The organism is Citrobacter sp. 50677481 (assembly GCF_001463265.1).
In the GTDB taxonomy this organism is placed as follows: Bacteria; Pseudomonadota; Gammaproteobacteria; order Enterobacterales; family Enterobacteriaceae; genus Citrobacter_A; species Citrobacter_A sedlakii.
Window position 1 is genome coordinate 446,405 of the sequence record NZ_LNHZ01000001.1, and the last position, 25,421, is coordinate 471,825.

Here is a 25,421-nt window from a genome sequence, read left to right on the forward strand (position 1 = left end):
TCAGGCCACCTTTTCGACAGGAAGATTGGCATCCGCGCGGGTCAGCGTCATCACTGACGCCAGGGTATTGAGCGTGGCGCCGAGGGTTTGAGGAATGGCGACGGCGGCGACAAAGCGGTCCGGGCGCATCACCACCAGCGAGACGTTATGCCGTGCGAACCACTCGCGCAGACGCCCCTGCGCGTCGCCGATACGGATCACCCCGTCATGGCGGTCCTGCGGGGTGCCAATCTGCACCTCCGGCACCACCTGAATAAAGTGCGTGCCGGTGGCGCGCCACTGCCGGATCTGCGCTTCGCTCATCCCCCACAGCGGGTTACAGCCCCAGCCGATCACCGCGAAGTTCGCGCCGATGACGTTATCCAGCAGCGTCGCCTCTCCCGTCTCGAGCGTGATCTTCGGCTGAATAAACATCTTGCCGACGGGGGACGTTGCGGCCTCGCCTTCGCGCACCAGCGCGCCGTCGTGATACTGCGGCATCGGCTTGAAGCGCATTTCGAGGAAGTAGCGTTTCACCGGCGGCAGGTAGTTCAGCAGCCAGGAGGCGCCGTCACGCACCGCGCCATGCCAGCGCTTCGGCGGCGCCAGCACGTTACCGGCGGTCACTGAGAGGTCAATCATCGCTTTTGCGTGATCGCGGCGTTCCTGCTGGTAGGTATCGAGCAGCGCGTCACTCGCTTTGCCGTCGATCACCAGCGCCAGCTTCCAGGCGAGGTTAAAGGCGTCGCGCATGCCGCTGTTATAGCCCTGCCCCTGCCAGACTGGCATGATGTGCGCCGCGTCGCCGGCCAGCAGCACGCGATCGACGCGGAAGCGATCGGCAAGACGGGCGTTATGGGTGTAGACGCGCTGACGGATCAGCTCGACGTTGTCCGGGTTCGGCAGCACCTTGCTTAACAGCTGACGCATGTTTTGCGGCTCGCTGAGCTGCGCCTCGGTCTCCCCTGGCATCACCATAAATTCAAAACGCCGCACCGCGTGGGGTAGTGCGGCGGAAACGTAAGGCCGCACCGGATCGCAGCACAGATAGACATGCGGCGTGCTGAGCGGATCGTTGGCAATATCGACCACAATCCACTGGTTCGGCGCGGTTTTCCCTTCGAACGGCACGTTCAGCGTGCGGCGCACCAGGCTCGCTCCGCCATCGCAGGCCACCAGCCACTGTGCTTTGACCGTTTCCCGTTGCCCCTGCGCCGTTTTCAGGTTGAGCGTCACCTCGCCATCCTGCTGGCTGAAGGCTTCCAGCTCGCGAGAGAACAGACAGCGCACATTGGGAAAGCGCGACAGCCCCTCAAGCAACACCGCATCCACCTGCGGCTGGATAAACGCGTTGCGCCGCGACCAGCCGAACTCATCGGTCATCGGCTGAATATCAGCAAAGCAGCGGCCTTTTGGCGTAAGAAAGCGCATCGCGTGGTGTGGCGTGGTATGTGGCAACACCTTCTCCACCAGCCCGACGGACTGCATGGTGCGCAGCGCCTCATCGTCAATGCCGATGGCGCGGGGATAGTCGATGAGCTTATCAAGCTTTTCCACCACCAGCACCTCGATGCCCATCTGACCAAGATAGTTGGCCATCATCAGTCCGACCGGCCCCGCACCGGCTATGGCGACCTGAACGGTATGGTTGACGGCGGGTTGAATATCAGGGGTTGTTGACATGTTGTACCTCACGATTCGGACAAAACGGCGGGGCTGAGTCAGTTAGCCATCGCACTTTTTTGTTAAAAATATGTGAATACTTTTTTATAGTGTTGTCAGTATAAGAAGGGCTTTTTGCGCTACAATCAAAACATGTCAGAACGTGCACCAGGTGCATATCTTTGTTTTAACTATAAATATGTCAATAAACATGAAGAATGATGAGCAGACGGAATACAAAACCGTTCGCGGTTTAACGCGCGGCTTAATGTTATTAAATATGTTAAATAAACTCGATGGCGGGGCCAGCGTCAGCCTGCTGGCGGAGCTGAGCGGCCTGCATCGCACCACGGTGCGCAGGCTGCTGGAGACATTACAGGATGAGGGATACGTCCGGCGCAGCCGGTCTGACGACAGCTTCCGCTTAACCATTAAAGTGCGCCAGTTGAGCGAAGGATTTCGTGACGAACAGTGGATTTCTGCACTGGCGGCGCCGCTGCTGGGCGATCTCCTGCGCGAAGTGGTCTGGCCGACCGACGTGTCGACGCTGGACGTTGACGCGATGGTGGTACGGGAAACCACCCACCGCTTTAGCCGGCTGTCGTTTCACCGCGCGATGGTCGGGCGGCGCCTACCGCTGCTGAAAACCGCTTCTGGCCTGACCTGGCTGGCGCTTTGCCCGGAAAACGAGCGTCAGGCGCTGATAGCGATGCTGGCGGCGCGTCCGGGCGAAGAGTACCAACTGGCCCGCGAACCCCGCAGGCTGGACGCCATTCTTGCCCGCACCCGCCAGGCGGGCTACGGGCAAAATCATCGTGGCTGGGATGAAGAGGAGAAAATCGCCTCTATCGCCGTACCGCTGCGCAGCGAGCAGCGGGTGATTGGCTGTCTGAACCTGGTGTATATGGCCAGCGCGATGAGTATTGAGCAGGCGGCAGAGCGGCATCTTGCGGCGTTACAACAGGTGGCGCGACAAATTGAGGAAGCCGTAGAGTCGCAGGCGATTCTGGTGGCCGGACGGTGAAGCGGGTCACATTTTTACCTCGTCCCTGCGCCTGTTGACCGGAACGCGCGCGCTCATCCAGTAAATCATCTGGCCCAATCTCATCGCTATTCGCCCATTTGCCCACATTTTTTCCTCGCGCCCTCTATTACGCTGTCTCCACTGACCCTCACGTGGAGTACCGATGATGAACATTACGCAAATTCGCAACGCCACCCAGTTGATTACGTTTGGCGGCAAAACATTTCTCATTGACCCGATGCTGGCGCCGAAAGGCGCGTGGCCGGGCTTTCCCGGCACCGCCCGCGCCGATATTCGCAACCCCACCGTGGAGCTTCCCTGCGATATCGACACGCTGTTACAGGCCGACGTGCTGATCGTTACCCATCTGCATGAAGACCATTGGGACGACGCCGCGTCCGCATGCGTGCCGAAGGATAAGCCGATTTATGTGCAAAACGAGCAGGATGCGCAGACGCTGCGCGAACAGGGTTTTACCGCGCTGACGGTGCTGACGGAAGAGACCATTCTCGGGGCGATCACGCTGCGTAAAACCGGCGGCCAGCACGGCTCCGATCATCTGTATGCCGTTCCCGAAATGGCGGCCCGGCTGGGCGAAGCCTGCGGGCTCATCTTGACCCATCCGCAGGAAAAAACGCTGTATCTGGTGGGCGATACCGTCTGGCGCGACGAGGTCGAAGCCAACATGATCCGCTATCAGCCTGATGTGGTGGTATTGAACGCCGGTTTCGCGCACGTCATCGGTTTTGGCCCGATCATCATGGGCGCGGAAGATGTGCTAAAAACCCATTTCACCCTACCGGACGCGCAGATCGTGGCAACGCATATGGAAGCCATCAATCACTGTCTGTTAACGCGCGCGGCGCTCAAAGACTACGCACGTGACAACCAGATTGCAGAATATGTGCATGTGCCGGAAGATGGGGAAACCCTGACGTTTTAACCGCCATCGAGGAGAACTATGCGCCCCGTTACCGTCGCCATTGTCGCCGTGGACGATTTCAGCCCATTTCACTTTTCTGTGCCCTGCATTCTGTTCGGGGAAAAGGTGGCAACGCAGAAGCGCTTTACGGTGAAGATCTGCGCCGAAACGCCGGGTACGGTCAACTCGCAGGACGGGTTTTCGTTGCACGCCGCCTACGGTTATGAGGCGCTCATCGACGCGGATATTGTGATGATCCCCTACTGGGGCGCCACCGCCCAGCGTCCTCCCCAGACGCTACTGGGTACGCTGGTGCAGGCCCGGCAAAACGGCGCGCAAATTGTTGGCCTTTGTCTGGGGGCATTTGTTCTGGGCTATGCAGGCCTTCTGGACGGCAAACGCGCCGCCACGCACTGGGAATTTGAGCAGGATTTTCAGGCGCGTTTTCCGGCGGTGACACTTGATATCAACGCCTTGTATGTTGATGACGACGGGATCATCACCTCTGCGGGCACGGCGGCGGCTCTCGACTGCTGCCTGTATGTGATTCGCCAGCGCTTTGGCAGCGTAGTGGCAAACCAAATCGCCCGGCGGATGATTGTTCCGCCACACCGTGAAGGCGGCCAGGCGCAATTTATCGCCCAGCCGGTGCCCAAAACCACGCGCGATGCGCGCATTAACGGACTGCTGGACTATTTGCGCCAGACAATCCGCGCGCCCCATGACCTTGATTCGCTCGCCAGTCGGGTCATGATGAGTCGTCGCACGCTCACGCGTCATTTTATGAAGGCGACAGGGTGTAGCGTCGCCGAATGGCTGATCCGTGAACGCCTGCGCCTCAGCCAGACGCTGCTGGAATCCAGCCAATTGCCCATCGAGCGCATCGCCAGTGAAGTGGGTTTTCAGTCTGCTGTGACCTGGCGTCAGCATTTTAAATCCCACTTCGGCGTCAGCCCGGCTGAATGGCGAAAAACCTTTCGCGGTATGGCATGATAGCGCGCGGAAAACGTGGAAATCAGGGTGATGAATGTGAAACCGGTAACGCTTTACGATGTGGCAGACTATGCTGGCGTCTCTTATCAGACCGTCTCGCGGGTGGTGAATCAGGCCAGTCACGTCTCGGCGAGAACCCGCGAAAAAGTGGAAGCCGCCATGGCGGAGCTGAACTACATTCCTAACCGTGTCGCCCAACAGTTAGCCGGCAAACAGACGCAGCTGATTGGCGTTGCCACCGCCAATCTGGCGCTGCACGCACCGTCGCAGATTGTCGCCGCCATTAAATCCCGCGCCGACCAGTCCGGGGCCAGCGTGGTAATTTCCATGGTAGAGCGCAGCGGCGTCGACGCCTGTAAAGCGGCAGTGCATAACCTGCTTGCGCAGCGGGTAAGTGGGCTTATCATCAACTATCCCCTCGACGAAGACGACGCCATTGCCGTTGCCGCCGCCTGTGGCAACGTGCCGGTACTGTTCCTTGACGTGTCGGACCAGTCGCCCATCAACAGCATTATTTTTTCCCACGACGACGGCGCGCGCCTCGGCGTGGAGCACCTGGTTCAGCACGGCCACCAGCGCATCGCCCTGCTGGCCGGACCGCAAACGTCGGTTTCCGCGCGCCTGCGTCTGGCGGGCTGGCATAAGCACCTCGCGCGTTATCAACTCCAGCCGGTGGCGCAACAGGAAGGCGACTGGAGCGCGATGTCCGGTTATCTCCAGACCCAACGGATGCTTAACGCGGGGACGATCCCCGGCGCGATGCTGGTCGCCAACGATCAGATGGCGTTAGGCGCAATGCGCGCCATAAGCGAGTTCGGTCTGCGCGTGGCGACCGATATTTCCGTAATCGGCTATGACGATACCGAAGACAGCGCCTGCTACATTCCCCCCCTTACGACCATCAGGCAGGATTTCGCGCTGCTTGGACAAACCAGCGTCGACCGCCTGATCCAGCTTTCTCGCGGGGCATCAACCGGGGGCAATCAGTTGCTGCCGGTCACGTTGGTGGAGCGCAAAACCGTACAGCCACCTGGGACACAGGCCGCCTCTCCACAAGCGCTGGCCGACTCGCTCATGCAGCTGGCGCGTCAGGTCGCCCTGTTAACACGCTAAATCCTGCACACGAAAATGTGTGAGACAGTTCACTCATTAGCTTCAACAGACTTTACAGTTTTCTGGCTCTGCCCGTATGTTGTCTTAAATTGTGAGCGGATAACAATTCACGACAGGACATAGCCATGACATTGACCACGGATTCACTCGCCGCCGTACTGGCGCGCCGCGACTGGGAAAATCCCGGCGTAACCCAGCTTAACCGCCTGGAAGCCCACCCGCCATTTTCCAGCTGGCGCAGCGCTGAAGACGCCCGGGATAATACCCTTTCTCCCCAATTGCGCAGCCTCAACGGCGACTGGAAATTTGCCTGGTTCGCCTCGCCGGAGGCGGTGCCGGAAAGCTGGCGGCTAAACGATCCGGAAAATGCCGACACTATCCCCGTACCGTCAAACTGGCAAATGTACGGCTACGACGCACCGATTTATACCAACGTCACCTACCCAATTCCGGTCAATCCGCCCTACGTACCCGCAGAGAACGCTACAGGATGTTACTCGCTCACATTCCATATTGACGAGGCAGCACTCCACGACAGCCAGACGCGGATCATTTTCGACGGCGTCAATTCGGCCTTTCATCTCTGGTGCAACGGACGATGGGTCGGCTACGGCCAGGACAGCCGTCTGCCTTCGGAGTTCGATCTCAGCTATTTTCTGCGCGGCGGCGAGAACCGTCTGGCGGTGATGGTGCTGCGCTGGAGCGACGGCACATACCTGGAAGATCAGGACATGTGGCGCATGAGCGGTATCTTCCGCGACGTCAGCCTGCTAACCAAGCCCGCTACGCAAATCAGCGATCTGCGGATTTCCACCCGCTTTAATGATGATTTCAGCCGCGCCGAACTGGCCGCCGAAATCAGAATGCACGGTGAACTGCGCGACGATCTGCGCGTCACCGTGCAGTTGTGGGATGGCGACGTCCTGGTCGGTGAACAGACGGCCCCCTTTGGCGGCGAAATTGTTGACGAGCGCGGCGCGTATCATGACCGCGCCACCCTGCGCCTGAAAGTCGATAACCCGTCGCTGTGGAGCGCCGAAACGCCGCATCTGTACCGCGCGGTTGCGCAGTTGCATACCGCTGACGGCGAACTGATTGAAGCCGAAGCCTGTGACGTCGGCTTTCGCCAGATCAGCATTGAAAACGGCCTGATGTTGCTGAACGGCAAGCCGCTGCTGATTCGCGGGACAAATCGCCACGAACATCACCCGAAGCACGGTCAGGTAATGGACGAAGCGACGATGGTACAGGACATCATCCTGATGAAGCAGAACAATTTTAACGCCGTGCGCTGCTCCCATTACCCAAACCACCCTCTGTGGTACACGCTGTGCGACCGTTATGGCCTGTACGTCGTGGATGAGGCCAACATCGAAACCCACGGCATGGTGCCGATGAACCGCCTGACCGATGACCCAACCTGGCTTCCCGCCATGAGCCAGCGGGTGACGCGCATGGTACAACGCGACCGCAATCACCCGAGCATTATTATCTGGTCGCTGGGCAATGAGTCCGGGCATGGCGTCAACCACGACGCGCTGTACCGCTGGTTGAAATCGGAAGATCCGTCGCGCCCGGTGCAATATGAGGGCGGCGGCGCAGACAGCGCGGCGACGGATATTATCTGTCCGATGTATGCCCGCGTCGATCAGGATCAGCCGTTCCCGGCGGTGCCGAAATGGTCAATCAAAAAATGGCTGTCAATGCCGGGCGAGCAGCGTCCGCTGATCCTCTGCGAATACGCGCACGCAATGGGCAACAGCCTCGGCGGTTTCGCCAAATACTGGCAGGCGTTTCGGCAGTATCCGCGCCTGCAGGGAGGCTTTGTCTGGGACTGGGTCGATCAGTCGCTGATTAAATATGATGATGAAGGTAACCCATGGTCGGCCTACGGCGGCGACTTTGGCGACACGCCGAATGACCGCCAGTTCTGCATGGACGGTCTGGTGTTTGCCGACCGTACGCCGCATCCGTCGCTATACGAAGCCAAACACGCGCAGCAGTTTTTCCAGTTTACCCTGCTGCCCGGCGCGGAACGTAACATCGAGGTGACCAGCGAATATCTGTTCCGCCATAGCGACAATGAGATCCTGCACTGGTCCCTTGCCCTGGACGGTAACCCCATTGCAGCGGGGAACGTCGTGCTGGACATCGCCCCGCAGGGACGCCAGGTCATTACCCTTCCCGACGTTGCTGCCCCCAATGCAGCAGGCCAGCTATGGCTGACGGTGCGCGTTGAGCAGCCGCAGGCCACCGCGTGGGCGCCAGCCGGACACATCAGCGCCTGGCAGCAGTGGCCGCTGGCGGAAAAACTGAGCGTGGCGATCTCCTCGCCTGTCGGTTGTGCGCCACGGCTTGAGGCGGGAGAGACGCATTATCTGGTCACGGTGAATCAACAACGCTGGCAGTTCTGCCGCCAGCAGGGTGTATTGACGCAGTACTGGATCGGCGAGGACGCGCAGCTGCTGACCCCGCTTCGCGACCAGTTTACCCGCGCGCCGCTTGATAACGATATCGGCGTCAGCGAAGCCACGCGTATTGACCCGAACGCCTGGGTTGAACGCTGGAAAGCCGCCGGGCATTACCGCGCAGAAGCGATGCTGTTGCAGTGCGAAGCACAGACGCTCACCGACGCGGTGATCATCACTACCGCCCACGCCTGGCAGACCCAGGGGGAAACGCTGTTTATCAGCCGTAAAACCTGGCGCATTGACGGAGATGGCGAACTGACGATCACGGTGGATGTGGATGTCGCCCGCGGCACGCCACACCCGGCGCGCATCGGACTGACCTGCCAACTGGCCCAGGTGGCGGATCGCGTGAACTGGCTGGGATTAGGTCCGCATGAAAACTACCCGGACCGCCTCTCTGCCGCCTGCTTTGATCGCTGGGACCTGTCGCTCGACGACATGTATACGCCGTACGTTTTTCCGAGCGAAAACGGGCTGCGCTGCCACACCCGCGAACTGCGCTATGGCGCCCACTGCTGGCGCGGCGACTTCCAGTTCAATATCAGCCGCTACAGTCAGCAACAACTGATGAAGACCAGCCATCGCCATCTGTTGCAGGAAGAGGCCGGTACATGGCTGAACCTTGACGGCTTCCACATGGGCGTGGGCGGCGACGACTCCTGGAGCCCGTCGGTGTCGCCGGAATACCAGCTCAGCGCAGGTCGCTATCACTACCAGATCGTCTGGTGCCTGAAATAACAAAAAACGGGCAGGTTAACGCCTGCCCGATATTCGCATAAGGACGTTCACATGCATTATTTGAAAAATACTAACTTCTGGATGTTCGGCTTTTTCTTCTTCTTTTATTTTTTCATTATGGGTGCTTACTTCCCCTTTTTCCCGATCTGGTTACATGATATCAACCATATCAGCAAAGGCGATACCGGTATTATCTTCGCCTGCATCTCGCTATTTTCACTCTTGTTCCAGCCCATTTTCGGCCTGCTCTCTGACAAGCTCGGCCTGCGCAAGCATCTGTTGTGGGTCATTACCGGTATGCTGGTGATGTTCGCGCCGTTCTTTATTTACGTTTTCGGCCCGCTATTGCAGGTCAATATTTTGCTCGGTTCGATTGTCGGCGGGATCTATCTGGGGTTTATTTATAACGCCGGCGCGCCCGCCATTGAGGCCTACATAGAAAAAGCCAGTCGCCGCAGTCATTTTGAATTTGGCCGCGCGCGGATGTTCGGTTGCGTCGGCTGGGCGCTGTGCGCGTCGATTGCCGGCATTATGTTTACCATTAATAACCAGTTTGTCTTCTGGCTGGGCTCCGGCTGCGCGGTGATCCTGGCATTGCTGCTGTTCTTCTCGAAAACGGAAGCGCCCTCATCGGCAAAAGTGGCCGATGCGGTTGGCGCGAATCACTCGGCATTTAGCCTGAAACTGGCGCTGGAATTATTTAAACAGCCGAAGCTGTGGTTTCTGTCGCTGTATGTTGTCGGCGTGTCCTGTACCTACGATGTGTTTGACCAGCAATTCGCTAACTTCTTTACCTCATTCTTTGCCACTGGCGAACAGGGTACCCGCGTGTTTGGCTACGTTACCACCATGGGTGAACTGCTGAACGCCAGTATTATGTTCTTTGCGCCGCTGATCGTGAACCGCATTGGCGGTAAAAACGCCCTGCTGCTGGCGGGCGCGATTATGTCAGTGCGGATCATCGGCTCGTCGTTTGCCTCTTCGGCGCTGGAAGTGGTGATCCTGAAAACCTTGCATATGTTTGAGATACCGTTCCTGATTGTCGGTTGTTTTAAATACATCACCAGTCAGTTTGAGGTACGCTTCTCTGCCACGATTTACCTGGTGTGCTTCTGCTTCTTTAAGCAACTGGCGATGATTTTCATGTCGGTTTTCGCCGGCAATATGTATGAAAGCATCGGTTTTCAGGGAGCATATCTGGTGCTCGGACTGATCGCGCTGAGCTTTACGTTGATTTCGGTATTTACCTTAAGTGGTCCGGGGCCGTTTACCCGCCATGTCAAACCTGTCTGTAAACAAGCATAAACCCCACCACAAGGATGAAATTTCACACATGACTATGCCAATGAGAGAAAGAATAAAAGCAGGCCAACTGTTTACAGATATGTGCGAAGGTTTGCCGGAAGAGAGATTGCGCGGAAAGGAATTGATGTATGAGTATAACCATTCACGTCCGTCAGAAGTTGAAAAAAGGAAAAGCTTGATTAAATCCATGTTTGGCTCAACGGGAGAAAATGCATGGATAGAGCCGCCCATTTATTTTTCCTACGGTACCAACATCCATATCGGTGACAACTTTTATGCTAATTTCAATTTTACCATCGTAGACGACTATACCGTCACGATTGGCGATAACGTTCTGATTGCGCCAAATGTCACCCTCTCCGTGACCGGGCATCCTGTTCATCATGAATTGAGGCAAGCGGGAGAGATGTATTCCTTTCCGATCACAATTGGCAATAACGTCTGGATCGGCAGCAACGTGGTTATCAATCCAGGTATCACGATAGGAAATAACACCGTGATTGGCGCAGGTAGCGTGGTCACAAAAGACATTCCTTCAAATGTCGTTGCCGCGGGCGTTCCCTGTCGGGTTATCCGTGAAATAAACGACAGAGATAAAGAATATTATTATAAAGACCGCAAAGTAGAGCGTTCCCTTTGCCACCAGGCATGACACCGGGCGCTCTACAACAATGCAGACCGTAGGCCCGGTCAGCTTGCGCCACCGGGCGCTACCGCTACTCCTCAATGATCTGGCGGATTTGCTGCAACGCGGCGGGATCGTCGAGGGTGGTGAGATCGCCGGGATCGCGGCCTTCGCAGATGGCCTGGATCGTCCGGCGCAACATCTTACCGGAGCGCGTTTTCGGCAACTGCGAGACAAACCAGACGTGGGCGGGACGGCCAAAATTGCCAATCTGGCTGTCCACCAGCGCCATAATCGCTTTTTCTTCCGCCTGCGCCACATCACGATCTTCCAGGCTGTCGCTCTGTTTCGGGATAACAAACGCCACCGCCACCTGCCCTTTCAGCGCGTCTTTTACCCCCACGACCGCCACCTCGGCGACGTTAGGATAGCTGGAAATGCTCTCCTCTATCTCGCGGGTGCCAAGACGGTGGCCGGCAACATTTATCACGTCGTCGGTACGTCCGAGGATAAAGTAATAGCCGTCGGCGTCGCGAATGCCCCAGTCGAAGGTGGCATACACCTGACGGCTGAACAGCGACCAGTAGGTGTTAACAAACCGTTCATCGTCTCCCCAGATAGTTTGGATACAGCCCGGCGGCAGCGGCCCCTCAATCACCACCATCCCCTTTTCGTTCACGCCGCAGGGTTCGCCGGTCACTTCATTGAGTAACTGCACGTTATAACCGTACATCGGTACGCCCGGGCTACCGAGCCGCGACGGTCTGTCGTCAAGCTGACGGGCAAGCGCCATAATCGGCCAGCCGGACTCCGTCTGCCAGTAATTATCGATAACCGGCACCTCCAGCGTCTGGGTGACCCACGCGGCGGTGGGTTCATCCAGCGGTTCTCCGGCCAGATACAGCACCTCCAGCGAGGAGAGATCGTGATTGCGGATCTGGGCGGTTGGAAATTTCTTCAGTACGCGAATGGCGGTCGGCGCGGAAAACATCCGGTTCACCCGGTACTTCTCGACAATTTTCCACCACACCCCGCAGTCCGGGTACGTTGGCAGCCCTTCATAGACAATCGTCGCCATCCCCGCCAGCAGCGGCGCGTATACGATATAAGAGTGACCGACAACCCAGCCGATATCCGACGCGCAAAAAAAGACGCCGCCCGCTTTGCCGCCAAAAATGGTGTCCATTGAGGTTGCCAGCGCCACCGCGTAGCCGCCGACGTCGCGCTGCACGCCTTTGGGTTTTCCCGTGGTGCCGGACGTGTAAAGAATGCAGGAGGTCTCGTTAGATTCCAGCCACGCTACCGGCACCCGCGCGCCTGCATGTTGCTGACGCAGGGCGGCATAATCAAGATCGCGTCCGGCCACCCGCGCCATTTTCGCCAGCCCACGGTCCACCAACAACACGTGCTGCGGCTGATGCTGCGCCTGCGCGATGGCGTCGTCGAGCAGCTTTTTATACGGCAGGATCTTTCCTCCGCGCGCCCCGGCATCCGCCGAGACGATCAGCACCGGTCTGGCATCGTCAATTCTCGCCGCCACACTGTGTGAGGCAAAACCGCCAAATACGACCGAATGAATCGCCCCAATGCGTGCGCAGGCCAGCAGCGTCACGTGCGCCTCGGCAATCATCGGCATATACACCAGCACCCGATCGCCGCGCCGGACGCCCAGCGACAGCAGCATCGACGCCACTACGTTCACCTCGTCATACAACTGGCTGAAGGTGTAGGTGCGCTCCTCTTCGGTTTCGGAAGAGACGGCGATCAGCGCCAGCGCGTCCGGCTGTTTATCCAGCCAGCGGTCGATGGCGTTATAACACAGATTGGTGGTGCCGCCGCAGAACCAGCGGGCAAACGGCGGGCGGCCATGATCCAGCGTCCGGGTAAACGGCGTCTGCCAGTCGATGCGCTTTGCCTGCTCTGCCCAGAACAATTCCGGTTGCGTAATCGAACGCTGATAAAATTCGCGAAAAGACATGAGGCTCTCCTGTTGAACTTATGCCCTATTGCTATCTGTTTCAGATAACGAACAAGTCGAGGTACTCGTTAACCGGCATCTGCTCCAGACGGGTTCGGTCCAGGGAGGCTTCCAGAATGCGCTGCTGCTGACGGGCCGGGAACTGACGCGCCAGGTTGATTTTGAATTTTTCGATAAGCTTTGGAATGCCGTCGGCGCGACGGCGGGCGTGGCCGATAGGGTAATCCACCACCACTTCATCAAACGCCGTACCGTCGGTGAACGCCACGGTGATGGCATTGGCGATGGCGCGTTTTTCCGGATCGTGATAGTCGGCGGTAAACTGCGAGTCTTCAAAACAGCTTATCTTCTCACGCAGAGCGTCGATGCGTTTATCCTGCGCCACGCCATCTTCATAATCCGCCGCCGTTAAACGTCCGAACAGCAGTGGGATGGCAACCATGTACTGAATGCAGTGGTCGCGATCCGCCGGGTTATTCAGCGGGCCTTTCTTGTCGATGATGCGAATGCAGGCTTCGTGAGTGCGAATGGTCACCTTCTCAATATCCGCCGCAGTTTTACCCGCCGCCTGCATCTGCGCATGCAGGGTCATCGCCGCTTCTACCGCGGTCTGCGAATGGAACTCCGCCGGGAAGGAGATTTTAAACAGCACATTTTCCATCACGTAAGAGCCATAGGGGCGCTGGAAGCGGAATGTTTCGCCTTTGAACGAGACGTCGTAGAACCCCCAGGTTTTCGCCGTCAGCGCTGACGGATACCCCATCTCGCCGGTTTTTGCCATCAGCGCCAGGCGTACCGCGCGGGAAGTGGCGTCGCCTGCCGCCCAGGACTTCCGCGTGCCGGTGTTCGGCGCATGGCGATAAGTTCGCAGCGACTGGCCGTCGACCCACGCCAGCGATACCGCGTTCAGGATCTCGTCCCGGGTCAGCCCCAGCATTTCCGCCACCACGGCGGTGGACGCCACTTTCACCAGCAGCACGTGATCCAGGCCGACGCGGTTAAAGGCGTTCTCCAGCGCGATGCAGCCCTGAATCTCGTGAGCTTTGATCATCCCGCTCAGCACCTGCTTCATGGTCAGCGGCGCTTTGCCTGCCGCCACCGCGTTACGTGACAGCCAGTCCGCCGTCGCCAGGATGCCGCCGAGGTTATCAGAAGGGTGCCCCCATTCGGCGGCAAGCCAGGTATCGTTAAAATCGAGCCAGCGGATCATCGCGCCGATGTTAAACGCCGCCTGAACCGGATCGAGCTGAAACTGCGTGCCCGGCACGCGCACGCCGTTTGGCACGAGAGTACCGGGGACAATCGGCCCCATAAGTTTTTTGCACGCCGGATAGTCCAGCGCTTCGAGACCACAGCCGAGCGTATCCAGCAGGCAGTAATGCGCGGTGTCATACGCCACTGTTGAGGTGATGTCATAATTCATCACGTAATCGACGATATCAACGATTTCGCGGTCAAATTCCGGGCGGACGTTTAGTTCTTGTACGGACATAAAAGCGTTCCTGCATGTTAGGGTCAGAGGGAGTGAATCAGCAACGTTGGTCTAACGAGACGAACGGACGATCTTCCGGTCCGGTATAGTTGGCGGAAGGTCGGATAATTTTGTTGTCCTGACGCTGTTCGATGATGTGCGCCGCCCAGCCGGTGACGCGGGCGATAACAAACAGCGGAGTGAACATTTCGGTGGGAACGCCCATCATGTTGTAAGACACCGCCGAGAACCAGTCGAGGTTGGGGAACATCTTTTTGGTTTCCCACATCACCGTTTCCAGACGATCGGCGATGTTGTACATCTTCAGCGAGCCGCCTTCTTCAGAAAGCTGCTTCGCCACCTGCTTAATGACCTGATGACGCGGGTCGGCCAGGGTATAAACCGGGTGCCCAAAGCCAATCACCACCTCTTTGTTTTCCACACGTTTGCGGATATCGGCTTCCGCTTCGTCCGGCGTTTCGTAGCGCTGCTGGATCTCGAGCGACACTTCGTTTGCTCCGCCGTGCTTCGGCCCGCGCAGTGCGCCTATCGCGCCGATAATGGCCGAATAGACGTCCGACCCGGTGCCCGCAATGACCCGGCTGGTGAAGGTGGAGGCGTTGAATTCGTGCTCGGCGTAAAGCACCAGCGAAATGTGCATCGCTTTTTCCCAGCTTTTTGACGGTTTCTCGCCGTGTAGCAGATGCAAAAAGTGGCCGCCGATGGAGTCGTCGTCGGTTTCTGGTTGGATGCGCTCACCATTGTGGCTGTAGTGGTACCAGTAGAGAAGAACAGAGCTGAGCGACGCTAACAGCTTGTCGGCGATATCCCGCGCCCCGGAGACGGTGTGGCCCTCTTTTTCTGGCAGGGTGCAGCCCAACGCCGAGACGCCGGTGCGCATGACATCCATCGGATGCGACGCGGCGGGCAGCGCTTCCAGTACGATGCGCACGTTGGCCGGTAATCCCCGCAGCGCTTTCAGTTTGATTTTATACGCGTGAAGCTCGTCGCGGGTCGGTAATTTGCCGTGGATCAGCAGATGGGCAACCTCTTCGAATTCGCAGTGCCGGGCGAGGTCCAGTATGTCGTAACCGCGATAATGAAGATCGTTGCCGCTTTTGCCGACGGTGCACAGCGCGGTATTGCCTGCCGGTACGCCGGACAGCGCAACGGATTTTTTCGGCTTAATGACATGTGTGTTGTTTTGCAGGATCGTCGAGTCTGTCATGTTGTCCTCGTCATTATTGTAATGTGCAGGATAGTGAGGTCTGGGCGAAGCGTTACTTCCGGTTCAGCGCGTCCAGCGCCTCCTCGTACTGGTAGTAATTGATGCTCTCGTACAGCTCGTTGCGGGTTTGCATCATGTCGATGACGCTTTTTTGCGTTCCTTCCTGACGCAGCACGTTATAGACCTGTTCCGCCGCGCGGTTCATCGCGCGAAACGCCGACAGCGGGTACAGCGCCATCGCCACGTGGGCGCTGCGCAGTTCATCGGTGGTAAACAACGGCGTCGCGCCGAATTCGGTGATGTTGGCGAGGATCGGCACATTGACCGCGTCGGCAAACTGTCGGTACATGGCAAGCTCGGTGATCGCCTCCGGAAACAGCATGTCGGCCCCCGCGTCAACGTAGGCCTGCGCGCGATCTATCGCCGCGTCCAGGCCCTCTACCGCCAGGGCGTCGGTGCGCGCCATGATCACAAAGTCGGGATCGGTTCGGGCATCCACCGCCGCGCGAATGCGATCCACCATCTCCTCTTTCGAGACGATCGCTTTGTTCGGTCGGTGACCACAGCGCTTAGCGCCGATCTGATCTTCAATGTGTAACGCCGCCGCGCCGGCTTTGATCATTGACCTTACGGTGCGGGCCACGTTAAAAGCCGACGCGCCAAAACCGATGTCGGCATCCACCAGCAGCGGCAGCGGGCAGACGTCGGTGATGCGACGAATGTCGGTCAGCACGTCATCAAGCGTTGAGATCCCGAGATCCGGCAACCCCAGCGATCCTGCCGCCACGCCGCCGCCGGAAAGGTAAATCGCCTGGTAGCCTGCGCGCTGTGCCAGCAGAGCGTGGTTAGCGTTAATGGCGCCGACTATCTGAAGCGGGTTTTCTTGCGTAAGGGCCGCGCGAAATGCCTGACCCGGCGAGTGTCGTGACATATTTTATCCTTTGTTATCAAGTTGTGAACATCGTTACTCTCCACAAAGCAAAGGCTATGCCAGGTGCCGCACCCGATTAAGAAAAATAAAAAACACTGATATGACAATACGATAGATAAATCCCGCTGGCAGATAGCGAAAAAAAGCGTGTCAGCTAACGTTTCATAAAATGTTCCGCGTTGTTTCATTGCAACATAATTGAAACAAGGCTAAACCCATTATTCGGTCTCTTCACGTTTAGGTTTGCTATGACAGCTTCGCCTCTCCCTCCACGGATCAACGACGACAAACCGGTCATCTGGACCGTCTCGGTGACGCGGCTGTTCGACCTGTTTCGCGACATCAGCCTCGAGTTCGATCATCTGGCGACCATCACCCCTATTCAGCTTGGCTTTGAAAAAGCGGTAACCTACATTCGCAAAAAGCTGGCGACCGAACGCTGCGACGCCATCATCGCCGCAGGCTCTAACGGCGCGTACCTGAAAAGCCGTCTCTCTGTTCCAGTGATTCTGATTAAACCGAGCGGTTTTGACGTACTGCATGCGCTGGCGAAAGCGGGAAAACTGACCGCCTCGATCGGTGTGGTGACGTATCAGGAGACGCTGCCGGCGCTTATCGCCTTTCAGAAAACATTTGGTCTGCAACTAGAACAGCGCAGCTACGTCACCGAAGAGGACGCGCGCGGGCAGATAAACGAACTTAAGGCTAACGGCATTGAGGCGGTGGTCGGCGCGGGGCTCATTACCGATCTCGCCGAGGAAGCCGGTATGACGGCGATTTTTATCTATTCTGCGGCCACAGTGCGCCAGGGATTCAGCGATGCGCTGGATCTGACGCGAATGACCGCCCGCGTAACGGCCTCTTACGCGTCCGATCGGGCGCTGCGTACCCGCTATGCCCTGGAGGATATCCGTGGCGCGTCCGGACAAATGGAACAGGTGCGTCAGACCATCATGCTCTACGCCCGCTCCCGCGCCGCGGTGCTGATTCAGGGCGAAACCGGCACCGGCAAAGAGTTGGCCGCACAGGCCATTCATCGCGAAAGCGGCGTACACGCGGGGTCTCGCAGCGACATCGCCTCCCGTCCTTTTGTCGCTGTGAACTGCGGTGCGATTACGGAATCGTTGCTGGAAGCAGAACTGTTCGGCTACGAGGAGGGCGCTTTTACCGGCTCCCGACGCGGGGGGCGCGCCGGACTGTTCGAAATCGCCCACGGCGGAACGCTGTTTCTGGACGAGATAGGCGAGATGCCATTGCCCCTGCAAACCCGTCTGCTGCGCGTACTGGAAGAAAAAGAGGTGACCCGGGTGGGCGGTCATCATCCTCTCCCCATCGATGTGCGGGTGATCAGCGCCACCCACTGCAATCTGGAAGAGGCAATGAAACACGGTCAGTTCCGCCGCGATCTCTTTTACCGCCTGAGCATTCTGCGCCTCGCTCTGCCTGCGCTGCGCGATCGCCCTGGCGATATCGCTGCGTTGGCTGAGGGGTTTTTAAAACAGTCGCTGGCTGCCCTGAACGTCCCGTTTACCGATACCGTCCGCAGCGGTCTGGCGCAAAGCGCAGCCGTTCTGGTGACCTACCCGTGGCCGGGAAATATCCGCGAGCTGCGCAATATGATGGAGCGTCTGGCGCTGTTTTTAAGCGTCGACCCCATGCCGACGCTGGATGCGGATTTATTACAGCGGCTGCTGCCGGAACTGTCAGAACGTGACGAAGCCGTATCTCCATCCACACGACTGACGGCCAGAGAAGCGCTCGACCGCTTCAATGGCGATAAATCCGCCGCGGCTCAGTTTCTTGGTATAAGCCGCACGACATTCTGGCGGCGGTTAAAACAGTAATCCCCCGTTTCAGAATGTTCACTTTTATCGGAACTGACGTCTTTATAGATAACCAACGGATGCCAAAATATATTCTTACATCCGTCATCAGATTATTCGGCAAGCAAAAAACATTTAATTGATAATAATCCTAAAAGCACAAACAAATTTCTCAAATATGTCACTGATTAAAAATTGACATTTATCAAGCAATATTTAAAAAGCGCGCTTACAAAGCGTAAAATTAATGATACCACTACGTGATTACACAAGGGTCAAATGATGAATATTTTAATGTTATCCAACTACCTTTGAGTAATTTCACTTACCGCAACCCTGTACCATCCCTTTGTTTTACCTTGTTTTCCAGCATAGTAAACACATCCCCGGCATGAAAGGAAACATTAAGCATCATAATGAAACACGGTGGAAATGCGGTTCCCGGTACTGTCTGTATGACGCAATTAATTGTTTAAATCTATCAATGTAAGGCGAGAGTAATAAATAAACGATTGAAACTTTTTGACTGACAGCGAATAGTTAAAAGGCAGGAACGCAAACATATAAGCAATCTATTAATGCCCGTTATTACAGACAGGCATTGTTGCTTATCACTTCTTTTATTTTAAAACTTACGGACGAGTGATCATGAAAAAACACGCGTTATATTTTCGTTCTTCTTTGTTATCTCTCGCAATTTCAGCGGCGCTGGCCTCAACCGCAGCGGCAAATACTATCAATGCGCTGACCTTCCCCCCCCCTTCCGACGCTAATGCCATTATTACGATTAATAACGATAATAATGTCTTACTCTCGGCATCTGAAAATACAGACCCGGCCTGGGATCGCTTTGGCTCCCTGCGGGTGGGTGAAAATAGCGACGGCTCGCTGATCATTGACAATCGGGCGATTACCACCGACGCCGGGATGATTGGCAACAATGCAACGGGCAGCGTCACACTCCAGAGCGGCGCCGCGTGGACACTGAAAGGGCTAAATCTGGTGCTGGGAACCCACGACGGTTCCGGTACGCTTGTGGTTAACAGCGGCAGCCGCGTCAGCGGGATTAACGAACTGCGGATCGGCGAATACGCCGCACAGGCCTCTGGAGAAGTGAACATCGACGGAGCCGGTTCGTCTGTATCGTCCAACTGGGCGGTGGTGGGCGATCAGGGAAAAGGCAAACTGACCATCACCAACGGCGGCTCGCTTACCCTCAGTGAACACATGAACATTGGCTATGTGGGCAATACCCTGAACTCAAACCGCGAAGGCGCTGGCGAAACGCGGGTCGACGGCGCAAATTCACAGCTGAATGTCGCCCAGGGCATCTATCTTGGCGGGTTTACCACTACGCCTAATGACGCCACCGGCAGTCTGACCGTCAGCAATGGCGCGACGATCAACTCCGGCACGCTTATCTGGTTGGCGGTGGGCGAAGGCAGCACCGGTATCCTGAACATTGGCGGCGCGCAGGGAGAAACCGAACAGGCGGCAGGTTCAATTAACGTTCCACGAATTCATCTTGGGAATACCGACGGCGTCAGCACGGCGGTGCTCAACCTTAACCATAACAGCGATGATTTCGTGCTTGGCGCCAACATTACCGGCACCGGCGAGGTGAATCATCTCGGTTCGGGAACGTCCACCCTGACCGGTGCGAGCAATTACCGGGGCAACACCCACGTCGCCAGTGGGACACTGCGTGCCGGAGCGGTTAACACGCTGAGCGCGAACTCGGACTACCTTGTCGACAGCGGCGCCAGTCTCGATCTGAATGGTTACTCTCAAACGGTTAACTCGCTGGTGCTTGACGGAAACGCGACGCTGTCGGCTGACACACCGTCTGACGGTACGTTTACGCCCACCACGTTGACCATTAATGGCGATTACGCCAGCAACAACGGGCTACTGTCCCTCCGTACCGCATTGGGTGATGATCTTTCCGCGACCGACAAACTGGTGGTGAAAGGCGATACCTCAGGCACGACGCGCGTGAGCATCGTTAACGCAGGCGGCAGCGGCGCGGAAACAATTGAAGGCATCCAGGTCGTCAATGTTGAAGGCGCGTCGGCCGGCAGCTTTGTGAAAGAAGGCCGTATTGTCGCGGGCGCGTATGATTATGATCTGACGAAACGGGATAACCAGAACTGGTATTTGACCAGCCTGGCCTCCGTGACGCCACAACCCCCCGTCCCACCGGTGGACCCCGAAGAACCTGAACAGCCGGAAGAACCCGATGTTCCGGTGCCACCTGCGCCGGAAGGCACGCATCAGTATCGCCCGGAAACGGGTAGCTATCTGGCGAACGCACTTGCCGCCAATACGCTGTTTAACACTCGCCTGCACGATCGTTTGGGCGAGACGCAATACACCGATCTGTTAACCGGTGAAAAGAAAGTGACCAGCCTGTGGATGCGACACGTTGGCGGTCATCAGCGCTTTAAAGACAGCTCCGGCCAGATCAGCACCCAAAGTAACCGCTACGTGATCCAGCTTGGCGGCGACATTGCCCAATGGAGCAGTGACGGCCAGGATCGCTGGCACCTGGGTCTGATGGGCGGTTACGCGAACAGTAAGAGCCGCAGTCACGCCAGTCTCACGGGCTACGCGTCTCGCGGCGAGATCAGCGGATATAGCGCTGGCGTTTATGGCACATGGTACGCCAATGACGCCGACAAAACTGGCGCCCATCTGGACGCATGGGTGCTCTATAACTGGTTTGAAAATACCGTATCCGGACAGGGACTGGCGTCAGAGAAATATGATTCCGACGGGATCACCGCTTCGCTGGAAACAGGCTATACCTTCAGCCTCGGCGCCAGTCGCGATGGGCGTACCCGTTACTGGTTGCAGCCAAAAGCCCAGCTTACCTGGATGGATGTGCAGGCGGACAATCATACCGAGAAAAACGGGACCCGGGTGGTCGATGAAACGGATGGCAACCTGCAAACGCGCCTGGGCATTAAAGCTTTTATGCAGGGCCATAATGCCATCGATGACGGTAAAACGCGCACCTTCCAGCCGTTTGTCGAAGCGAACTGGATCTACAACAGCCAGAACTATGGCGTGAAGATGGACGATATTCGCAGTGAAGTGAAAGGCACGCGCAATATCGGCGAGTTGAAAGCGGGTGTGGAAGGGCAACTCAACGCTCGCCTGCAACTGTGGGGTAACGTCGCTCAGCAGGTAGGCGACAAGGGTTACAGCGATACGCAAGGCATGTTGGGGTTGAAATATACATTCTGACAGACGCGCCACCCGCGGCAACGCGGGTGGTTTTTCTCTTCCCTTCTCTCTTTGTGATCCCCCTCGCATCGCCATCCGTCGGTGAAAAATAGGATGACATCAGATCGTTCATTTGACAGAAGCGTGGTGTATGGACCCTTTACATGCCGTATTTCTTACCGTCAGCCTGTTTGTCCTGACCTTTTTTAATCCCGGCGCGAATCTCTTTGTCGTGGTGCAGACCAGCCTCGCCTCCGGACGGCGCGCCGGAGTGCTTACCGGACTTGGCGTCGCCGCTGGCGATGCGCTTTATTCGGGGCTGGGACTGTTTGGCATGGCAACATTAATCACGCAATGCGAGGCGCTGTTTTCGCTGATAAAAATTGGCGGCGGCGCCTATCTCCTGTGGTTTGCATGGAACAGCCTGCGCCGCCAGGACACACCGCAAATGGGCCCGCTCGCGCAGCCGGTGGCGGCGCCGTGGACGGTCTTTTTCCGTCGCGGTTTGCTGACCGATTTATCAAATCCGCAGACGGTGTTGTTTTTTATCAGTATTTTCTCCGTCACGCTCAGCGCGGATACGCCGACATGGGCGCGGATGATGGCCTGGGCGGGCATCGTGCTTTCTTCCATTATCTGGCGCGTCTTCCTCAGCCAGGCCTTTTCGTTACCCGCGGTCCGTCGCGCGTATGGGCGGATCCAGCGCGTCGCCAGCAAAATTATTGGCGCAATTATCGGTTTGTTTGCCCTGCGCTTGATTTACGAAGGCATAACCCATCGCTAATCTTTTGTGCTCAGGAACGAAAGCCCGCAGAGGTCATCAGCACTCTGAACAGCGCGCCGACCGCCGCCAGCAGCAGAACGCTGGCGCACCAGATGGCGATCAGCCATACCACGCGGTGGGACCATTTTTTGATTTTCGCCATCAGTGATATCCCTCTCCGTGACGGATTTTTCCGCGGAATACGTAGTAGCTCCAGAAGGTGTACGCCAGGATCACCGGGATGATGATCAGCGCACCTACCAGCATAAAGCCCTGGCTTTGCGGCGGCGCGGCAGCTTCATGCAGGGTGATCCCCGGTGGAATAATATACGGCCAGATGCTGATCCCGAGCCCGCTGAAACCGAGGAAAATCAGCCCCAGGGTCAGCAGAAACGCGCGGGCATGAAAGTCCGGTCGATACAGACTGCGCCACAGCCACAGGCTGAAGACGATGACCAGCAGCGGAACCGGCAGGAAATAGTACAGATTCGGCAGCGAGAACCAGCGTTCGGCAATCGCGCTCTGCGTCAGCGGCGTCCACAGGCTGACCACCGCCATCACCAGCAACAGGACGATCAACAGCGGACGGGCCAACTGCCGCATCCGGCTTTGCAGCGGATCTTCGCTTTTCATGATAAGCCAGGTCGCGCCCAGTAATGCATAGGTGATGACCAGGCCGAGGCCGCAGAACAGGTTAAACGGCGTCAACCAGTCCAGTTGCGAGCCGCTGAAGGCGCGTCCACTGACCTGAAAACCGCTGACCACCGCGCCGACCACGATCCCCTGGCAGAAGGTCGCCAGTATCGATCCGACAATAAACGATTTATCCCAGAAGGCGCGGTGTGATTCCGTGGCCTTGAAGCGGAACTCAAAGGCCACGCCACGGAAAATCAGCCCGAGCAGCATCAGCAGCAGCGGAATAGTGAGCGCATCGGCAATCACCGCGTAGGCCAGCGGGAACGCGCCGAACAGTCCCGCGCCGCCCATCACCAGCCAGGTTTCGTTACCGTCCCAGACCGGCGCGACCGAGTTTACCATCACGTCGCGGTCATGCTTATCGCGAATAAACGGAAACAGAATGCCAATCCCGAGGTCGAAGCCGTCCATGACGATATACATCAGGGTGGCGAAGACGATGATGGCAAACCAGATTACAGACAGATCGAGCGTCATCAGCGTTTCTCCTGATCGAGCGGTTCACCCACCGCGGAGATGGGACGTGCCGGGCGGCCATCGGTTTCAGAGGTCGGTTCCTCCAGCGGTTGCGGTCCCTTTTGGATCAGGCGGATCATATAGAGATAGCCGACGCCAAACACCAGCGAGTAAACCACAAAGAACGCCAACAGGCTGATGCTCATCTGTAGCGTGCTGTGCGCCGATACCGCGTCACGGGTACGCAACAGGCCGTAAACCACCCACGGCTGTCGCCCAACTTCGGTGGTCACCCAGCCCGCGAGGATCGCGATCAGCCCTGATGGTCCCATCCACAGCGCGAAATGCATAAAAGGGCGGGAGTGATATAACCGGTTTTTGTAGCGCAACCACAGGCTGGCGAGTCCCAGCAAAATCATCAGCACCCCCATCCCCACCATCAGACGAAACGACCAGAACACGATGGTTGAGTTGGGGCGCTCATCTTTTGGATAATCCTTCAGGGCGGGTACCTGCTTGTCGAGACTGTGGGTCAGAATCAGGCTGCCTAACGCGGGGATCTCCAGCGCATAGCGGGTTTCTTCCGCGTCCATATCCGGCCAGCCCACCAGCGTCAGCGGCGTGGGTTCGCCCGGCGTGTTTTCCCAGTGTCCTTCAATGGCGGCGATTTTCACCGGCTGATGCTCAAGGGTATTCAGACCATGCATATCGCCAATCAGCGCCTGCACCGGCGCCACCAGCATCGCCATCCACAGCGCCATGGAAAACATTTTGCGGATTGCGGGTGTATCGTTGCCCTTCAGCAGATGCCAGGCCGCCGAAGCGCCGACAAACATTGCGCTACTCAGAAACGCCGCCACCGACATGTGCAGCAGGCGGTAAGGGAATGACGGGTTAAAGATAACGGCGAACCAGTCCACCGGCACCACCTGACCGTTAATGACCTCGAAACCCTGCGGCGTGTGCATCCAGCTATTGGACGCGAGGATCCAGAAGGTGGACATCAACGTGCCCAGCGCCACCATGCAGGTGGAGAAAAAGTGCAGGCCCGGCCCGACTTTGTTCCAGCCGAAGAGCATCACCCCCAGAAAACCGGCCTCCAGGAAGAAAGCCGTCAGCACTTCGTAGGTCAGCAATGGGCCGGTTATACTGCCGGCAAACTGCGAAAAACCACTCCAGTTGGTACCGAACTGGTAAGCCATCACCAGACCGGAAACCACCCCCATGCCGAAATTCACTGCAAAGACTTTAACCCAGAACTGATATAACGAACGCCAGACCGGATTATTTGTTTTTAACCAAAGTCCTTCCAGTACAGCCAGATAGCTGGCTAAGCCAATAGTGATAGCCGGGAAAATAATATGAAACGAAACGGTAAAGGCAAACTGGATTCTTGCCAGCAAAAACGCATCAATATCCATATTTTCTCCCGTTTATATGACGATACCTGCGCATAGAGACAACGACATCCAATAATTAAACGTTAAGCGAAGCGTAAAAATACTCCCCCACGTTAAAACAGGGGGGAGAAATTCACCCGGTCAGGATTTTTTCTTTGGCGTGCTGTCTGGCTTATCGCCGGATTCCGGGGCTTCGGAAGGATCATCTTTTTCGACAGCGAAACGGTTAAGGTGATAAAGCATAGTGCCTCCTTCGGTTATTTTCGCGCGATGCAAATATCACCAATCGTTACCGTTTAAATAGACTTCGGCAACGCTCTGGATATTTTCCTCGCGCCATCATTTATTGCCTGTTAACAAGCCTGTCTGACCATTAAGAATAGACGCTAAGCCCCGATATTCAAGGCAAGAAAATAGCGAAGCGAGGGAAAGGAAATAGTGTCAGTGGGAATTTGAGATTTTCGGATAAAAGCCGGATGGCGGCGGTGAACTGCGCCTCATCCGGCTTACATGATTGTTTACAGGCCCGGTAGCGCAGCGCCACCGGGCCGTTCCGTTAAAACGACGCTTTAATGCCGAGCATCGCCGAGGTGTCGCTGTAGCCTTTGTCACCGA

19 protein-coding genes are annotated in these 25,421 nt (G+C 57.1%); 10 read left to right on the forward strand and 9 right to left on the reverse strand.

The window, feature by feature from the left end; all coding sequences use genetic code 11:
* Positions 1-1,662 carry a bifunctional 3-(3-hydroxy-phenyl)propionate/3-hydroxycinnamic acid hydroxylase gene (locus APU02_RS02270; protein ID WP_060569106.1) on the reverse strand — a complete coding sequence of 554 codons (1,662 nt, stop codon included), beginning with the start codon at positions 1,660-1,662 and terminating at the stop codon, positions 1-3.
* Between the two features lie 190 nt (positions 1,663-1,852).
* Here APU02_RS02270 and APU02_RS02275 point away from each other — a divergent pair, with 190 nt between their 5' ends.
* From APU02_RS02275 to lacA, 7 genes are all read left to right on the forward strand, one after another.
* Positions 1,853-2,665, forward strand: a complete 813-nt coding sequence (locus tag APU02_RS02275; protein ID WP_072197064.1) for a DNA-binding transcriptional regulator — start codon at positions 1,853-1,855, stop codon at positions 2,663-2,665.
* 166 nt (positions 2,666-2,831) lie between these two features.
* The gene (locus tag APU02_RS02280; RefSeq protein ID WP_060569129.1) at positions 2,832-3,608 is read left to right on the forward strand and encodes an MBL fold metallo-hydrolase; all 777 of its coding nucleotides are present in this window, start codon (positions 2,832-2,834) and stop codon (positions 3,606-3,608) included.
* An 18-nt stretch (positions 3,609-3,626) separates the two neighbouring features.
* A complete protein-coding gene (locus tag APU02_RS02285) occupies positions 3,627-4,580 on the forward strand; it encodes a helix-turn-helix domain-containing protein (protein WP_060569108.1) in 954 nt (317 codons plus the stop codon).
* 27 nt (positions 4,581-4,607) lie between these two features.
* A complete protein-coding gene (locus APU02_RS02290; protein WP_131729027.1) occupies positions 4,608-5,693 on the forward strand; it encodes a LacI family DNA-binding transcriptional regulator in 1,086 nt (361 codons plus the stop codon).
* Positions 5,694-5,818: 125 nt separating this feature from the next.
* Positions 5,819-8,902, forward strand: coding sequence for a beta-galactosidase (locus APU02_RS02295; RefSeq protein ID WP_060569109.1), 3,084 nt, complete (start codon positions 5,819-5,821; stop codon positions 8,900-8,902).
* Positions 8,903-8,953: 51 nt separating this feature from the next.
* A complete protein-coding gene (locus APU02_RS02300; protein ID WP_042286109.1) occupies positions 8,954-10,207 on the forward strand; it encodes an MFS transporter in 1,254 nt (417 codons plus the stop codon).
* 28 nt (positions 10,208-10,235) lie between these two features.
* A complete protein-coding gene (gene lacA / locus APU02_RS02305; protein WP_060569110.1) occupies positions 10,236-10,859 on the forward strand; it encodes a galactoside O-acetyltransferase in 624 nt (207 codons plus the stop codon).
* 64 nt (positions 10,860-10,923) lie between these two features.
* Here the strand turns inward: lacA and prpE are convergent, their stop codons facing one another.
* Genes prpE through prpB form a run of 4 tightly spaced genes read right to left on the reverse strand, consistent with a single transcriptional unit; the run spans position 10,924 to position 16,440 of the window.
* The gene (prpE, locus tag APU02_RS02310) at positions 10,924-12,810 is read right to left on the reverse strand and encodes a propionate--CoA ligase (protein WP_060569111.1); all 1,887 of its coding nucleotides are present in this window, start codon (positions 12,808-12,810) and stop codon (positions 10,924-10,926) included.
* 40 nt (positions 12,811-12,850) lie between these two features.
* Positions 12,851-14,302 carry a bifunctional 2-methylcitrate dehydratase/aconitate hydratase gene (locus APU02_RS02315; protein ID WP_060569112.1) on the reverse strand — a complete coding sequence of 484 codons (1,452 nt, stop codon included), beginning with the start codon at positions 14,300-14,302 and terminating at the stop codon, positions 12,851-12,853.
* Between the two features lie 37 nt (positions 14,303-14,339).
* Positions 14,340-15,509 (reverse strand): 2-methylcitrate synthase, encoded by a 1,170-nt coding sequence (gene prpC / locus APU02_RS02320; protein ID WP_060569113.1) that lies wholly within the window; start codon positions 15,507-15,509, stop codon positions 14,340-14,342.
* A gap of 52 nt (positions 15,510-15,561) precedes the next feature.
* Entirely contained in the window at positions 15,562-16,440 is an 879-nt protein-coding gene (gene prpB, locus APU02_RS02325; RefSeq protein ID WP_042286117.1) for a methylisocitrate lyase, read from the reverse strand.
* A 248-nt stretch (positions 16,441-16,688) separates the two neighbouring features.
* On the opposite strand from prpB, the gene prpR reads away from it, so the two are divergent.
* The 3 genes from prpR (at position 16,689) to APU02_RS02340 (ending at position 22,275) form a co-directional block, all read left to right on the forward strand.
* On the forward strand, positions 16,689-18,284 hold the full coding sequence (gene prpR, locus APU02_RS02330; RefSeq protein ID WP_042286118.1) for a propionate catabolism operon regulatory protein PrpR: 1,596 nt from the start codon (positions 16,689-16,691) through the stop codon (positions 18,282-18,284).
* A 627-nt stretch (positions 18,285-18,911) separates the two neighbouring features.
* Positions 18,912-21,512, forward strand: coding sequence for an autotransporter outer membrane beta-barrel domain-containing protein (locus APU02_RS02335; protein WP_060569114.1), 2,601 nt, complete (start codon positions 18,912-18,914; stop codon positions 21,510-21,512).
* 130 nt (positions 21,513-21,642) lie between these two features.
* Positions 21,643-22,275: a LysE family transporter gene (locus APU02_RS02340; RefSeq protein WP_060569115.1), complete on the forward strand. Its 633-nt coding sequence runs from the start codon at positions 21,643-21,645 to the stop codon at positions 22,273-22,275.
* A 10-nt stretch (positions 22,276-22,285) separates the two neighbouring features.
* On the opposite strand, the gene APU02_RS02345 is transcribed toward APU02_RS02340, so the two are convergent.
* From APU02_RS02345 to ssaA, 4 genes are all read right to left on the reverse strand, one after another.
* Positions 22,286-22,417: a DUF2474 domain-containing protein gene (locus APU02_RS02345; protein WP_060569116.1), complete on the reverse strand. Its 132-nt coding sequence runs from the start codon at positions 22,415-22,417 to the stop codon at positions 22,286-22,288.
* Complete coding sequence (cydB, locus tag APU02_RS02350) at positions 22,417-23,427, reverse strand: cytochrome d ubiquinol oxidase subunit II (protein WP_060569117.1); 1,011 nt, start codon at positions 23,425-23,427, stop codon at positions 22,417-22,419. The genes APU02_RS02345 and cydB overlap by 1 nt, the downstream gene beginning before the upstream one ends.
* Positions 23,427-24,827: a cytochrome ubiquinol oxidase subunit I gene (locus APU02_RS02355; protein WP_042286123.1), complete on the reverse strand. Its 1,401-nt coding sequence runs from the start codon at positions 24,825-24,827 to the stop codon at positions 23,427-23,429. The genes cydB and APU02_RS02355 overlap by 1 nt, the downstream gene beginning before the upstream one ends.
* A 120-nt stretch (positions 24,828-24,947) precedes the next feature.
* A complete protein-coding gene (ssaA, locus tag APU02_RS25700) occupies positions 24,948-25,049 on the reverse strand; it encodes a small effector SsaA (protein WP_042286124.1) in 102 nt (33 codons plus the stop codon).
* Between the last annotated feature and the right edge of the window lie 372 nt (positions 25,050-25,421).

Coding starts and splice junctions, on each gene's coding strand:
- APU02_RS02270 (WP_060569106.1), bottom strand. CDS start 1,662: ATGTCAACAACCCCTGATATTCAACCCGCCGTCAACCATACCGTTCAG.
- APU02_RS02275 (WP_072197064.1), top strand. CDS start 1,853: ATGAAGAATGATGAGCAGACGGAATACAAAACCGTTCGCGGTTTAACG.
- APU02_RS02280 (WP_060569129.1), top strand. CDS start 2,832: ATGAACATTACGCAAATTCGCAACGCCACCCAGTTGATTACGTTTGGC.
- APU02_RS02285 (WP_060569108.1), top strand. CDS start 3,627: ATGCGCCCCGTTACCGTCGCCATTGTCGCCGTGGACGATTTCAGCCCA.
- APU02_RS02295 (WP_060569109.1), top strand. CDS start 5,819: ATGACATTGACCACGGATTCACTCGCCGCCGTACTGGCGCGCCGCGAC.
- APU02_RS02300 (WP_042286109.1), top strand. CDS start 8,954: ATGCATTATTTGAAAAATACTAACTTCTGGATGTTCGGCTTTTTCTTC.
- lacA (WP_060569110.1), top strand. CDS start 10,236: ATGACTATGCCAATGAGAGAAAGAATAAAAGCAGGCCAACTGTTTACA.
- prpE (WP_060569111.1), bottom strand. CDS start 12,810: ATGTCTTTTCGCGAATTTTATCAGCGTTCGATTACGCAACCGGAATTG.
- APU02_RS02315 (WP_060569112.1), bottom strand. CDS start 14,302: ATGTCCGTACAAGAACTAAACGTCCGCCCGGAATTTGACCGCGAAATC.
- prpC (WP_060569113.1), bottom strand. CDS start 15,509: ATGACAGACTCGACGATCCTGCAAAACAACACACATGTCATTAAGCCG.
- prpB (WP_042286117.1), bottom strand. CDS start 16,440: ATGTCACGACACTCGCCGGGTCAGGCATTTCGCGCGGCCCTTACGCAA.
- prpR (WP_042286118.1), top strand. CDS start 16,689: ATGACAGCTTCGCCTCTCCCTCCACGGATCAACGACGACAAACCGGTC.
- APU02_RS02335 (WP_060569114.1), top strand. CDS start 18,912: ATGAAAAAACACGCGTTATATTTTCGTTCTTCTTTGTTATCTCTCGCA.
- APU02_RS02340 (WP_060569115.1), top strand. CDS start 21,643: ATGGACCCTTTACATGCCGTATTTCTTACCGTCAGCCTGTTTGTCCTG.
- APU02_RS02345 (WP_060569116.1), bottom strand. CDS start 22,417: ATGGCGAAAATCAAAAAATGGTCCCACCGCGTGGTATGGCTGATCGCC.
- cydB (WP_060569117.1), bottom strand. CDS start 23,427: ATGACGCTCGATCTGTCTGTAATCTGGTTTGCCATCATCGTCTTCGCC.
- APU02_RS02355 (WP_042286123.1), bottom strand. CDS start 24,827: ATGGATATTGATGCGTTTTTGCTGGCAAGAATCCAGTTTGCCTTTACC.
- ssaA (WP_042286124.1), bottom strand. CDS start 25,049: ATGCTTTATCACCTTAACCGTTTCGCTGTCGAAAAAGATGATCCTTCC.